We start from the raw sequence: 13237 nt of genomic DNA, 5'->3' as shown, positions 1-13237 counted from the left end.
TAAAACGAAAGGGCGCAATTGCGCCCTGAAGAGTTATACAATCTGTAACGTGCCCTGACGCTGCTTACGCTGATACATCATGATGGTGAGAACGACCGGGATCACAATGGCAATAACCATCGCCAGGCCGAAGACCTCCCAGTAGCGCGTCTGGATAGACAAAATACCCGGCAGGCCGCCGACGCCAATGCCGTTAGCCATCACGCCGTACAAACCGCAGAGCAGTCCCGCCATCCCGGAGCCGATCATCCCGCAGAGCATGGGAAAACGGTATTTAAGATTGACGCCGTACATCGCCGGTTCGGTAACGCCAAGGAAGGCGGAAATCGCCGCCGGAACGGTGATTTCCCGCTCATTATGTTTGCGGCTGATAATAATAATGCCGAGAACCGCGGACGCCTGAGCGATGTTTGACAGCGCGATCAGCGGCCATACCGGCGTGCCGCCGAGGTTCTGGACCATCTGCATATCAATCGCCAGCGTCGTCTGATGCACGCCGGTGATCACCAGCGGTGCATACAGGAATCCAAACAGCGCCGCCCCGACCGGGGCAAAACTGCCGGTCATCAGGTGACGCACCGCAAAGGCCACGCCATCGCCAATCATGCGGCCAAACGGACCAATCAGCGCGTGGGCGAGGAAAACCGCCAGCAGCAAAGAGCACACTGGCACCACCACCAGATACAGGTAGCTCGGCACAATGCGCTTCAGATTATTTTCAATCACGCCAAGTGCCAGACCGGCAAGCAGCGCCGGGATCACCTGCGCCTGATAGCCGACTTTAGCGATGCTGAACAGGCCAAAGTTCCACACTTCAGGTGCCTGCTGCCCAAGTAAGTAAGCGTTCATTAACTGCGGAGAAACCAGCGTAACGCCAAGAACGATCCCAAGGATCGGTGTGCCGCCCATTTTGCGCACCGCCGACCAGCAGATGCCTACCGGCAGGTAGAAGAAGATCGCTTCGCCTATCAGCCATAAGAAATCGTTGATCGTCTGTAGCGTCGGATGCATTTGTGCCAGCGTCTGACCATTGCTCATCGGCAGATCGCCAATCACGTTACGAAAGCCGAGGATCAGGCCGCCGCTTATCAGCGCGGGTAACAGCGGGAAAAAGATCTCCGCAAAGTGGGAGATGAGCTGCTCGTACCACTTCATATTCTGCCGCGCCGCTTTTTTGGCCTGCTCTTTATCGGCGCGCGCCTGGCCGGTAGTGGTCAGCAGGACCTGATAATAGTCGCCGACCTCCGTGCCAATCACCACCTGAAACTGGCCGGCATTGGTAAAACAGCCTTTCACCATCGGTAATTCTTCAATGGCTTTGGGATCGGCCTTCGCAGGTTCATTGAGTACGAAGCGCAGGCGGGTAATGCAGTGGCTGACGGTGGCGATATTCTCGCGGCCACCCACCAGCTCGACCAGACGATCGATATCCTGTTGGTTAACTTTACTCATCGCAAATCTCGTGGCAGATAAAAGAAGGGGAAGTGGCGCAGAGAATATATCGTCGTCGAAAAAGTGAAAACGGGAACGTTCCCGAAACGTCGCGACGATCACATAAATCGTCTTTTTCAGATCAGGAGAGGGTGGAGGGAATAACGATTTGTTTTGGTTCGCTGTGGCCGTTTATCTGTGCGATCAGCTGGCACGCTGCCTGCTTTCCGGCCTCGGCATAGCCAGGATCGACGGTGACGATTTCCGGATGCAAAAATTTGATCAGCGGCGTATTGCCGACGCTGGCGAGCTGCACGGTTTCAATACGCTGTTCCTGTAAATATTTGCTGGCCCCCAGCGCCAGGGTATCAGTCGCGCACACCAGCGCGGTCGTCTCTGGCGTCAACACCTCAGCCACGCGCTCGTAACCCTGCTTCATGGTCAGGCCCGGCAGCGCGGAGAGAGTGGGCAGGTTGTGTTTCTCGCAGAAGGTTAACCAGGCCTGATGGCGACGCAGCCCGGTGGTGACATCGTGATGGGGTACCCCAAGATAGCTAATGTGCCGGTGCCCGCGATCGTAAAGCTGCTGCATCAGGATACGGATCGCGACCTCATCGTCATAACAAACAGAGGCGAAACCGGGGGCCTCACGAGCCAGCAATACCAGGGACGACTGCCAGCTTGCCAGCATCGGGGCATCAATGCCGGTAAAACCAAACAGCACTACGCCGTCAATGTTGCGACGCCGCAACATGCCCAAATGCTCCGCGACCATGGTGGCCGAAAACTGGCTTTCGATCATGATCGGATCGTAACCCTGCTCATAAAACACCGGCAGCATAGTCTGCACCGCCAGATTTTCCGACAGTGAGTCCAGACGGGTAACGATAATGGCCACGACTTTGTCGCTTTGCCCACGCATGGCACGCGCCGAGCGGGAGGGAGAGAAACCGTGCTGCTGCATAACCGCTTCAACGCGCTCGCGAGTACGCTCACTGACGCCGCTTTCATTGTTTAATACGCGGGAAACCGTGGATTTTCCCACGCCGCTTAAGCGTGCAATGTCTTTGATCGTCAGCCGGTTTTGCATCCTGTCGTCCTGTGGAGTGAAACAACGTAACAAAAGAGCTTAACTTTACCCGGCTTAACTTCAATGGGCAAAGTTTGGTTTAGGATTGGTTTAGTTACATAACGGTATGATATTGCCACAATGATATTGATGGTATTGATAAGACGATACCCTTGATGGCGTTTGAGTATCCCCCCTTTAACTTACCGGAGGCTGTATGGACCCTGATCCCACACCTCTCCCGCGACGGAGAGCAATAACCATCCGGTAAGCCAGTTTTTTCACTGCCTTAGCGGATCTGTAAGGCAGTGACGTCTTTTACGTCCCTGTTATTAATGAATTGCCTGTCAGGTAAGGACTTGTCACGCCTGACAGATTATCTGCGTCCCCATCTGCGGGGCGCGGAGGGACTTATCATGCTAAAAAACAAGACCTGGCAGTTTTTTGTCCGTCTTCATCGCCATTTACCGCGTCGTCTGGTGCAGCGCGAGCAGTTACCTGATGCTAAAAATCTGACTGGCGCGGCCATTCCGTCTTCGCTGAGTGAACAGTGCCTGAAGGCCGCGAAAATGGACGAGCGCGAATTGTGGCACGCGTTTAACAGTCATCCGGAAGGGCTAAATCCGGCGGAGGTACAGACCGCCCGCGCCCGTTACGGTGAAAACAAGCTCCCTGCTGAACAGCCTGCGCCATGGTGGGTACATTTATGGACCTGCTACCGTAATCCATTTAATTTGCTGCTGACCGTATTGGGGATTGTGTCGTATGCCACGGAGGATCTCTTCGCGGCGTCGGTCATTGGCCTGATGGTCGCGATTTCGACGCTGCTTAATTTTATTCAGGAAGCGCGCTCCACCAAAGCCGCTGACGCCCTGAAAGCGATGGTCAGCAACACCGCCACGGTACTGCGGGTAGTTAATGAGAAGGGCGAAAACGGCTGGACGGAGCTGCCCATTGACCGCCTGGTGCCGGGCGATATAGTTAAACTGGCGGCAGGCGACATGATCCCGGCGGACCTGCGCGTGCTTCAGGCGCGCGATCTGTTCGTGGCGCAGGCTTCACTGACCGGCGAATCCTTGCCGGTGGAGAAAGTGGCTCATAGCCGTCAGTCGCAGCAAACCCATGCGCTGGAGTGCGATACGCTGTGCTTTATGGGGACCAACGTGGTGAGTGGCACGGCACAGGCATTGGTCATTGCCACCGGCGGCAACACCTGGTTTGGTCAACTGGCAGGACGAGTGAGCGAGCAGGCCAGTGAGCCAAATGCGTTCCAGAAAGGCATTGGTCGCGTCAGTATGCTGCTGATCCGCTTTATGATGGTAATGACGCCGCTGGTGCTCCTCATCAACGGTTATACCAAAGGTGACTGGTGGGAAGCGGCGCTGTTCGCGCTTTCCGTGGCGGTCGGCTTGACGCCGGAAATGCTGCCAATGATCGTCACTTCCACACTGGCGCGCGGCGCGGTAAAACTGTCGAAGCAAAAAGTGATCGTCAAACATCTGGATGCGATCCAGAACTTTGGCGCAATGGACATCCTGTGTACCGATAAAACCGGCACCCTGACGCAGGATAAAATCGCGCTGGAAACGCATACCGATATCTCCGGCAAAACCAGCGATCGGGTGCTTCATTCGGCATGGCTTAATAGCCATTATCAGACCGGGCTGAAGAATCTGCTGGATAAGGCAGTGCTCGAAGGCGTTGATGAAGAGACCGCACGCGGGCTGTCAGAACGCTGGCAAAAAGTGGATGAAATCCCGTTTGATTTTGAGCGTCGTCGTATGTCCGTAGTGGTTACAGAGCAGCCGAATGTGCATCTGTTGATTTGCAAAGGCGCACTACAGGAAGTGCTTAACGTCTGCGCGCACGTTCGTCATAACGGCGCTATTGTTCCGCTGAGTGACGAGATGCTGCGCGAGGTGAAGCAGGTGACCGACACGCTTAACCGTCAGGGATTACGCATCGTGGCGGTAGCAACCCAGTATCTTCCGGCGCGGGAAGGGGACTATCAGCGGATAGATGAATCGGATCTGATCCTCGAAGGCTATATCGCGTTTCTCGATCCGCCAAAAGAAAGTACTGCGCCAGCATTACACGCCCTGAAAGCCAGTGGTATCACCGTCAAGATCCTCACCGGCGACAGTGAACTGGTGGCGGCCAAAGTCTGTCACGATGTGGGGCTGGACGCAGGGGTGGTGGTAACCGGCAGCGATATCGAAACGCTGAGCGACGATGAACTGGCGGGGCTGGCCCGGCGCACCACGCTGTTTGCCCGTCTGACGCCGCTGCATAAAGAACGCATTGTCACTCTGCTCAAGCGAGAAGGGCACGTTGTCGGCTTTATGGGTGACGGCATTAACGATGCGCCTGCGCTGCGGGCGGCAGATATTGGCATTTCCGTGGACGGCGCGGTAGATATTGCCCGTGAAGCGGCGGACATTATCCTGCTGGAAAAAAGCCTGATGGTGCTGGAGGAGGGGGTCATTGAAGGACGACGCACTTTTGCCAACATGCTGAAATACATCAAAATAACCGCCAGTTCGAACTTCGGTAACGTCTTTAGCGTGCTGGTCGCCAGCGCCTTCCTGCCGTTCCTGCCGATGCTGCCGTTGCACCTGTTGATCCAGAACCTGCTGTACGATGTGTCCCAGACGGCGATACCGTTTGATAACGTTGATGACGAGCAGATCCAGAAGCCGCAACGCTGGGATCCAACCGATCTGGGCCGCTTTATGATCTTTTTCGGCCCCATCAGTTCGATTTTCGATATCCTGACATTTTGTCTGATGTGGTGGGTGTTTCATGCCAATACGCCGGAAACGCAGACGCTGTTCCAGTCCGGATGGTTTGTCGTGGGATTACTGTCGCAAACGCTGATTGTGCATATGATCCGCACCCGTCGTCTGCCGTTTATTCAAAGTCGTGCTGCATGGCCGCTCATGGTGATGACGCTGCTGATAATGGTTATCGGTATTGCCCTGCCGTTCTCACCGCTGGCAGGCTATTTCCAGCTACAGGCTTTGCCGCTTAGCTATTTCCCATGGCTGATCGCCATTCTGGCGGGATACATGACATTGACGCAGCTGGTGAAAGGGTTTTATAGCCGCCGGTACGGCTGGCAATAATTTCTGATTGTTCTCTATCGGCCTGATATGACTGACGATCGGGCCGATAGCGCTGTCAAAGATGGACAATAAGATAACCCATGAAGAAGACCACGAAGATCATCAGGAGCCAGCAAAACTGATAAAAGGCATTTTTGGCCCCCATGCCATAGCGGGCGACGGAAGTGAGTCCGCGATCGATATGGCGGGCGGAGACCTGGCGAAAACGCCAGATATAGTACAGACAGTAGAGAATAAACGGCACGGCAACCACGAGCGCCGCCGCTTTGGAGAACACACTGCCCACAACGGCAGCAATAATAAAACAACAGAGATAAACCAGCGCAGCCGTGGATTCCATTTTTTTTAACTGGCTGCGTATCTCTTCAGCATGTAATTCTTGCCAGCGGCGAAGCGTGCTGGGGCTGAAACCATATTTTTCACACACTTCTTTATTGGGAATGCCGCTTTTACACTGCTGGAGAATGTCGGCAATTTCGGCTTCGCTAAAACGTAACTTTGCCATTATCTCTCCTTTTCCCTCTGGCTGATCACGCCGGGCAAACGTCTCTTACCCGGCGCAGCAGACACTTAACGGCGTACGGCGATAGCTTCGATCTCAATTTTTACATCTTTCGGCAGGCGAGCCACTTCCACGCAGGAGCGTGCCGGAAACGTTGCATTATGCTCGGTGAAAAACGCTTCATACGTTGCGTTGACGGTCGCGAAATCGTTCAGATCTTTGACGAAAACGGTGGTTTTAACAATATCGCCCACCTTCAGGCCCGCCGCTTCAACGATAGCCTGTACATTTTCCAGCGACTGACGTGCCTGAGCAGAGACATCATCCGGTACGCTACCGGTTTTAGGATCAACCGGGATCTGACCGGAGGTAATGATCATGCTGCCCAGGTCGACGCCCTGAACATACGGGCCGATAGCGGCTGGTGCATTTTCCGTCGCAATTGTTTTAGACATACTTTCTCCTGACGTGATTTAAAGGCCAACTAGGGAGTGCCAGTATACAAGTTTGTGCGCCGATTTGGCATTTCTTGTACGCAAAATACAAAAAGGATCGCTATTAGACGATCCTTTATCTGACTGAAAAATAGATTATTTATTAACAATAGCCCACGCCATTTCCCGGCATGACTGCTGTTAACAACAATATCAATTTGCCAGTACAACCTGGTGGGAGAATTCTTTCTCACAATATTTACATTTTAGTGCAATATCGCCGGGACGTTTTTTGACGCTAAAGCTGGAGTTGACCGGTTCCGCGTGACTAATGCAGTTGCTGTTAGGGCAAATCAATACGGCATCAATTCGTTCAGGTAACTTCGGGTGTGATTTTCCTACCACTTCATAATCATCAATACGATTAACCGTCGCCAGCGGGGCGTAAAGCGCCAGCTGATCAACCTGTTCATCGGTCAAAAAGGTGTTTTCGATTTTAATAATATCTTTGCGGCCCATCGCACCGGACGGCAGATTCAGACCCACCGTAACCCGCTGTTCAGTCTCAGTCAGTTTAAACAGCGTCAACAGCCGGAAGCCGACCTGAGCAGGAATATGATCGATGACGGTACCGCGTTTAATGGCTTCAACCTGCAATTTATTATCGTGTGTCATGGCCTTCCCCTTACAGTGCGAAATCGTGATTCAAAACCAGAGCCAGCAGTGCCTGACGGGCATAAATACCGTTGCCCGCCTGCTGGAAATACCAGGCGTGCGGCGTTTTGTCGACGTCTGTGGCGATCTCATCAATACGCGGCAGCGGATGCAGCACTTTCATATTGTCGCGTGCGCCGTGAAGGTCGCTGGCGCGCAGCACAAACTGTGCTTTCACGTTGGCATACTCTGAGGGATCAAGACGCTCTTTTTGTACCCGCGTCATATACAGAATATCGACATCGGTCACTACCTCGTCGATCGCGTGGTGCACGCTCCAGGCGATCCCTTTTTCATCAAGCATATCGAGGATGTACTGCGGCATTGCCAGCGCATCCGGAGCGATAAAACAGAACCGGTTGCCGCTGAACTTGGCCAGCGCCTGCGCCAGTGAATGTACTGTGCGGCCGTATTTCAAATCCCCCACCATCGCGATGGTCAGATTTTCCAGCCGTCCCTGCGTTTCCTGGATGGTAAACAGGTCCAGCAGCGTTTGCGTCGGATGCTGATTGGCACCGTCACCCGCATTCAGTATGGGCACCGTACCAGAGAATTCGGTTGCCAGACGGGCCGCGCCTTCCTGCGGATGACGCATGACGATGGCGTCAACATAGGTGCTAATTACAGAGATCGTATCCGCCAGCGTTTCGCCTTTTTTGCCCAGCGACGTATTGGCGCTGTCGGAGAAACCGACCACGCTGGCGCCCAGGCGATGCATCGCCGTCTCAAATGACAGGCGAGTCCGCGTTGACGCTTCAAAGAAACAGCTGGCAATCACCTTATGCTTTAACAGTTCCGGCTGTGGATTTGCTTTTAATTTTGCAGCCGTGACCAGTACCAGTTCCAGCTCTTCACGGCTGAGATCGTTTATGGAAATGATATGTCTTTGAAATAACGGATTAGCCATTTTTATCTCCTGACGCCTGGGCAAAAAAAAGCCCCTACAATGAGGGGCTTCGAGAATAGAGAGGGCAACGGAAAGGAAAACGGCAGGCCCGCACCCTGTTTCAGGCGCGCTAAGACGTTATGTCGCAGACACTGGACCATGCTTCCCTCCGGCAAATTGTCCGCGATTATACTCAGCTCTAAATTGGGATCAAGCTATTGATGCCGATTATAATCCACGCAAACGGTTTTAATGCATAAATAATCATAGTAAATGTATTTTTATTCTTTGGTGAATAACATCACCGTTTGTTGTAATCATGGTACGTATAGCAGTGTGAGGCGCAAAGCCGTAAGGCAGCAGTCTCCCGGCACAGAAATCTGCGCCAGCGCAAATCTCCGCTAAAAACGGCTGGCAGGGCAGAAAGATTAGTCGTATAAAGATGGAAATGAAACGATGTTTTAATTAAGAGGGTTTATCATGATCGTTGGCAATATCCACCATCTACAGGCCTGGCTACCGGAAGAACTGCGTCAGGCGATTGAACATGTCAAAGCGCATGTCACCGATGCTACGGCAACCGGAAAATATGAAATTGACGGTACCCGCCTGTTTTATATCCTCTCCGAGGATATGACCGAACCCTTCGAAAAACGTCGTGCGGAATACCATGCCCGCTATCTCGATATTCAAATTGTGCTGAAAGGTCAGGAAGGAATGACATTCAGTACACTCCCGGCTGGCGCACCCGATACTGACTGGCTGGCAGATAAAGACATTGCTTTTCTGCCGGAAGGCGCTCAGGAAAAAACAGTAGTGCTGAGCGAAGGCGATTTTGTGGTGTTCTATCCGGGCGAAGTCCACAAGCCGCTGTGTGCGGTCGGCGCACCTGCGCAGGGACGTAAAGTGGTAGTTAAACTGCTGGTCGCCTGACCGGTCTGGCGCTGCGCACAGGCGCAGCGCTGACAACCTGGCCTGTACCTGTATTATGTGGGTGGGTTCAGACGCAGTGCCTTCCATATGTCCATTATGCCCGCATCCATCTTTTCTGCTTCCGGCGCGGTGGTGGACTCCCGCTCCATCTCGTCCGGCCATTTATCGGCCTTACGCGGGCACCAGAAGTTTGGCGGAACCGCATGTCTCGGCGGGGGCAGATGTGAGTCATGTTTCATATAGATGCACAGATAGCTCCAGATTTGGTTCAGCTGCTCCCGTTCTTCCCACTCTCTGGCCAGCAGAAAGCGTGCCTCCACGTTGTACGTTCCCGGCGTGCAGACCGCACCGTACAGGCGGTAGCCCCGGTCTCCCGGCGTGCCGGAAAAGCTGATTTCAGCATACACATCGGCCCAGCGGTAAGAGGTGATGGTCACCGGCCACGTCAGCCACGGCAGACGTGAGCGGTTGTAGTCGAAGAGATAGATTCTCTGCCGTTTACGGTTGAGGCGGATGGGATGGTTGCGGGGAGCGATAAAATACATTTTTAGCGCCATTAACATTAATGATGAAAATGCTATTACACTAATAAAGGCAAGAGCATAAAAACCCATTTCAAAACAGGATGATACAAAGAAAACCATAACTCCAAACATTAAAATAGCTGTAAAAAGCATCCACCCCCATATAACCTCCGTACCATAACGCGGCACCTCCAGATAAATGTCATTCTGCGTTGTCAGCCAGCGCAGCTGCGGCGGTACCAGCTGCGGTTCATGACTCTCGGGCATGTCTTCCCGCCAGCAGGTGACCGGCGGGTTCAGCTTCGGCTGAGGCTCATCAAAAGAAAATAAAGTCATATCAGCAATGTCCTTATAAGGTCATGGCGTTTGGGCAGACCGACATCCTCCCGGAAATAACACGAAAAACAGGCTCAGCGGCGTGCGCGTAAGGCCTTCCATATATCCGTTATGCCCGCATCCCTGTTTTCTGCTTCCGGCGCGGTGGTGGACTCCCGCTCCATCTCGTCCGGCCATTTGTCGGCCTTACGCGGGCACCAGAAGTCCGGCGGAACCGCATGTCTCGGCGGGGGCAGGTGTGAGTCGTGCTTCATATAGATGCACAGATAGCTCCAGATTTGGTTCAGCTGCTGCCGTTCTTCCCACTCTCTGGCCAGCAGAAAGCGTGCCTCCACGTTGTACGTCCCCGGCGTGCAGACCGCGCCGTACAGGCGGTAGCCCCGGTCCCCCGGCGTGCCGGAAAAGCTGATTTCAGCGTACACATCGGCCCAGCGGTAAGAGGTGATGGTCACCGGCCACGTCAGCCACGGCAGACGTGAGCGGTTGTAGTCGAAGAGATAGATTCTCTGCCGTTTACGGTTCAGGCGGATGGGCTGGTTGCAGGGGGCGACAAAATAAACTTTGAAGCCCCAAAGTGCCATCAATAAAAAAATCAATGAGCTGCCCAATGTTATAGATATCATGTCATAGCCTCCATCTCCCCCCTGCATTGAAAAGCCAGAAATAACAAAACCAATGGAAAAAACCACTATAAAAATTGACCACGCAAGCACCCACCCCCATATAACCTCCGTACCGTAACGCGGCACCTCCAGATAAATGTCATTCTGCGTTGTCAGCCAGCGCAGCTGCGGCGGCACCAGCTGCGGTTCATGGCTCTCGGGCATGTCTTCCCGCCAGCAGGTGACCGGCGGGTTCAGCTTCGGCTGAGGCTCATCAAAAGAAAATAAAGTCATATCAGCAATGTCCTTATAAGATCAGCTGTCCAGTGTTGTGGTGAGCTGCAGGCTGTCATCGGGCCGGGTTTTATCCGGCCAGTAGGTGACCGTCAGCTCTGCCCTTGTATAGCGTGACGTATTCAGCGGAAACTCGCCGTCCAGCTGCAGGCCGCGCGGTGTGTCTGCCGTTCCCGACCAGCGCTCCGTCAGAGTGGTCGCAGAAACAGCGGTGGTTATGACCGCCGGCGTCAGCTCGCCACGGCCGATTTTCAGGGGGGATTTTTCATACGTCTGCGGCTCAGGCGCCGTCAGCCCTGCCAGCTTCGCCGCCGAGCCGCTGCGGGCCAGCACCTGCCGCCCGCCGCGGCCGACTGCCATCAGTTCCGCCAGCCAGTCCGATCCCGTGGGGCTGCAGTCGCCCAGCAGGACCCTGGCCGCCACCATCCGGTTTCCCAGCAGTGCCGTGTTATTTGTCAGCTCTGTCAGCCAGTCGCCGCGCAGCTGTGCCGACATTCCACTGGAGATAACATGCAGCGCCGTCATGGCCTCCTGCATCTCCGTGAGGCTCTCCTTATGCCAGCAGATCTTGTCGTCATCCCGTTCGTCTATGTTGCCGAAGCAGGTATGAGTCAGCCAGCGCTCCAGCGGTGAGCGGACGTAACGGTCACCGATAGCAATTAATGTGACCGCCAGAACACCTAACGCAATGCACCAGCCGACGGGGCCAAGCAAAAATGTGCCACTGCTGAACAGGGCAAAATTGCCGGCGGCGCTGAATCCTGTACCTATAAGACCTGAAGCTATTGTTACTGTAGACGCAAGTCCATAAAATCTAGCAGCGACCGTATCTCCTTGATGTTTTAGATCTTTAAATCTCATCCACAGCGCCACCCCGTCCACAATCCCGGCCAGCCCGCCGAGCACTCCGGCCCCTCTTATCAACAGGTCGCCCCGGTTAAACAGGTTCAGCACCGCTGCACTCTGGCCGATAATTTCCACACCGGTTGATAACACGATCAGTGACCCGGACGTCACTGACATTTCCGCAGACACATCTCCCGGCATCGCGGCATTCAGCGCGTTAAGATTGCTGAAGGTGTTCCGCGCCAGTAGCACCGCCAGCACTATGCCCAGTACACCGCTTTGAAGATCGGTGGATATCTCCGGCACAAAGCGCGCAGCACGGCGCATATCCTCCCCGCTCAGCGCAATCTCGCCGTGAGTCAGAGAGCTGTCAACCACATCGGACGTCAGGCCGCTGATACCTGACAGTCTCCCCGGATTGTTCAGCGGCGCTGTCAGCCGTACCTGAATTCTGCGGGCAAGCTGTACCGGGTCTGTAATCTGCACCCAGCGCCCGGTGCGGGAGGTGTTCACGGTACGACCGCTTTCTTTCACCGTGCCGCTCAGCACCGGTTTTCCATGTACATTCAACTGGTGATTCAGCAACCGCTGATACTCCCCCACCGTCAGTTCCCCGGAAAATACGGTGACTGCCGGACCGCCATCTGCCACCCACGCCACGCCCTGCAATATTCTCGTCACGCCCAGTTTTGCCTGTTCTGACAGCGTACTTTCCAGCGTGCTGAATGCCCCGCCAATGGCGCTGATCAGGCTGACCATCCGTTGCTGGTAATATTTGCTGTTAACGAAGTTGCTCGCTTCCTTGCTGTTAAGCACTGCTTTCAGGTTCGGATAGGTCAGGGTGCCGTTAAAGACGGCTTCGGAAAAATCGCGTTTATTGCGCAGTAGCGCCATCAGCGGCGGACTGCACGGGTCAGACAGCCAGGTTGCCCATTGGGGCAGTTCATCACCCTTTTCAGATTGCCCGGTATCATATCCAGCCAGCCCTCCCTGCAGACAGGCGGCAAGGGTGCGCAGCTGGCAGGCCCAGCTGAGCACGCTGGTTTCCGGGGAGTAGTCGTTATTCAGAACCGCCAGCCAGAGCGCTGACGCATGAGCGCGGTTAAGATCCTGCCAGATGGCAGATTGTTGTTGCGTGTAATACGCCACATTTCCCTGCCAGGTGTCGGCAAACCTCTCCCGTGCGGGTTCGTCGTAATACTCCTCCATACGATTCAGCGCCTGACGGATTTTTATTGCAACCTGGCTTTCACGGGTGGCGGCATATGATGTTCCCGGAGTACCAGAATCCTTTATCGTCGGGTCATTTTCAATCTGCCGGGCCGTGAAGGTACGTATCTGCACAATGGCATCGGAAATCATCTTCTGGTGGATGTTTTCCGCCTTACCCGTATACGTGGAGAGTGCCGTGATAACATCCAGCCGGGCATGGTTAAGCTCCTGCACCACGCCCACCGGGTCATCCAGCACCAGCGCACAGACCGGGGCAACAAACTGCTGTTGCAGCAGCGCTACCCGGTTGGCCAGCGCAACCTGCTTCT

The 13237-nt window shown here is 54.4% G+C and carries 13 protein-coding genes; 3 read left to right on the top strand and 10 right to left on the bottom strand.

Translation table 11 applies throughout. The features are described from left to right. Window positions 1-33: 33 nt before the first annotated feature. Both treB and treR read right to left on the bottom strand, forming a co-directional pair. Window positions 34-1452 (bottom strand): PTS trehalose transporter subunit IIBC, encoded by a 1419-nt coding sequence (treB, locus tag AC791_RS16995; protein ID WP_049841681.1) that lies wholly within the window; start codon window positions 1450-1452, stop codon window positions 34-36. A gap of 121 nt (window positions 1453-1573) precedes the next feature. Next, window positions 1574-2554 (bottom strand): trehalose operon repressor TreR, encoded by a 981-nt coding sequence (treR, locus tag AC791_RS16990; protein WP_322842789.1) that lies wholly within the window; start codon window positions 2552-2554, stop codon window positions 1574-1576. 163 nt (window positions 2555-2717) lie between these two features. Between treR and mgtL the strand changes: the two genes are divergently transcribed. Both mgtL and mgtA read left to right on the top strand, forming a co-directional pair. Then, window positions 2718-2771, top strand: coding sequence for a mgtA regulatory leader peptide MgtL (gene mgtL, locus AC791_RS20985; RefSeq protein WP_148677835.1), 54 nt, complete (start codon window positions 2718-2720; stop codon window positions 2769-2771). 145 nt (window positions 2772-2916) lie between these two features. Next, a complete protein-coding gene (mgtA, locus tag AC791_RS16985) occupies window positions 2917-5625 on the top strand; it encodes a magnesium-translocating P-type ATPase (RefSeq protein WP_049841679.1) in 2709 nt (902 codons plus the stop codon). 55 nt (window positions 5626-5680) lie between these two features. Here the strand turns inward: mgtA and AC791_RS16980 are convergent, their stop codons facing one another. From AC791_RS16980 to pyrL, 5 genes are all read right to left on the bottom strand, one after another. Beyond that, window positions 5681-6130: a transposase gene (locus tag AC791_RS16980; RefSeq protein WP_049841678.1), complete on the bottom strand. Its 450-nt coding sequence runs from the start codon at window positions 6128-6130 to the stop codon at window positions 5681-5683. Between the two features lie 65 nt (window positions 6131-6195). Continuing rightward, on the bottom strand, window positions 6196-6582 hold the full coding sequence (gene ridA, locus AC791_RS16975; protein ID WP_049841677.1) for a 2-iminobutanoate/2-iminopropanoate deaminase: 387 nt from the start codon (window positions 6580-6582) through the stop codon (window positions 6196-6198). A gap of 192 nt (window positions 6583-6774) precedes the next feature. Beyond that, window positions 6775-7236, bottom strand: a complete 462-nt coding sequence (gene pyrI, locus AC791_RS16970) for an aspartate carbamoyltransferase regulatory subunit (protein WP_049841676.1) — start codon at window positions 7234-7236, stop codon at window positions 6775-6777. 10 nt (window positions 7237-7246) lie between these two features. Beyond that, window positions 7247-8182 (bottom strand): aspartate carbamoyltransferase, encoded by a 936-nt coding sequence (gene pyrB, locus AC791_RS16965; RefSeq protein WP_049841675.1) that lies wholly within the window; start codon window positions 8180-8182, stop codon window positions 7247-7249. Window positions 8183-8184: 2 nt separating this feature from the next. Beyond that, window positions 8185-8322 (bottom strand): pyr operon leader peptide, encoded by a 138-nt coding sequence (gene pyrL / locus AC791_RS20015; protein ID WP_072094399.1) that lies wholly within the window; start codon window positions 8320-8322, stop codon window positions 8185-8187. Between the two features lie 319 nt (window positions 8323-8641). Here pyrL and AC791_RS16960 point away from each other — a divergent pair, with 319 nt between their 5' ends. Beyond that, on the top strand, window positions 8642-9094 hold the full coding sequence (locus tag AC791_RS16960) for a YhcH/YjgK/YiaL family protein (protein ID WP_049841674.1): 453 nt from the start codon (window positions 8642-8644) through the stop codon (window positions 9092-9094). A 53-nt stretch (window positions 9095-9147) separates the two neighbouring features. Here AC791_RS16960 and AC791_RS16955 read toward each other — a convergent pair whose 3' ends face one another. The 3 genes from AC791_RS16955 to AC791_RS20570 all read right to left on the bottom strand — a co-directional run. Further along, window positions 9148-9954, bottom strand: a complete 807-nt coding sequence (locus AC791_RS16955; RefSeq protein ID WP_072094398.1) for a DUF6708 domain-containing protein — start codon at window positions 9952-9954, stop codon at window positions 9148-9150. A gap of 74 nt (window positions 9955-10028) precedes the next feature. Then, entirely contained in the window at window positions 10029-10850 is an 822-nt protein-coding gene (locus AC791_RS16950) for a DUF6708 domain-containing protein (protein WP_049841673.1), read from the bottom strand. Between the two features lie 21 nt (window positions 10851-10871). Then, a partial coding sequence (locus AC791_RS20570; protein WP_049841672.1) for a T6SS effector BTH_I2691 family protein occupies window positions 10872-13237 on the bottom strand: 2366 nt, incomplete at its 5' end.

The organism is Klebsiella sp. RIT-PI-d, from assembly GCF_001187865.1.
GTDB lineage: Bacteria > Pseudomonadota > Gammaproteobacteria > Enterobacterales > Enterobacteriaceae > Superficieibacter.
Note: the sequence above shows the minus strand (reverse complement) of the source record. Positions and strands in the feature narration are given on the sequence as shown.

Bases quoted from the DNA above. Each gene is read 5' to 3' on its own strand.
- treB (WP_049841681.1), bottom strand. From the start codon at position 1,452: ATGAGTAAAGTTAACCAACAGGATATCGATCGTCTGGTCGAGCTGGTG.
- mgtA (WP_049841679.1), top strand. From the start codon at position 2,917: ATGCTAAAAAACAAGACCTGGCAGTTTTTTGTCCGTCTTCATCGCCAT.
- AC791_RS16980 (WP_049841678.1), bottom strand. From the start codon at position 6,130: ATGGCAAAGTTACGTTTTAGCGAAGCCGAAATTGCCGACATTCTCCAG.
- ridA (WP_049841677.1), bottom strand. From the start codon at position 6,582: ATGTCTAAAACAATTGCGACGGAAAATGCACCAGCCGCTATCGGCCCG.
- pyrI (WP_049841676.1), bottom strand. From the start codon at position 7,236: ATGACACACGATAATAAATTGCAGGTTGAAGCCATTAAACGCGGTACC.
- pyrB (WP_049841675.1), bottom strand. From the start codon at position 8,182: ATGGCTAATCCGTTATTTCAAAGACATATCATTTCCATAAACGATCTC.
- pyrL (WP_072094399.1), bottom strand. From the start codon at position 8,322: ATGGTCCAGTGTCTGCGACATAACGTCTTAGCGCGCCTGAAACAGGGT.
- AC791_RS16960 (WP_049841674.1), top strand. From the start codon at position 8,642: ATGATCGTTGGCAATATCCACCATCTACAGGCCTGGCTACCGGAAGAA.
- AC791_RS16955 (WP_072094398.1), bottom strand. From the start codon at position 9,954: ATGACTTTATTTTCTTTTGATGAGCCTCAGCCGAAGCTGAACCCGCCG.
- AC791_RS16950 (WP_049841673.1), bottom strand. From the start codon at position 10,850: ATGACTTTATTTTCTTTTGATGAGCCTCAGCCGAAGCTGAACCCGCCG.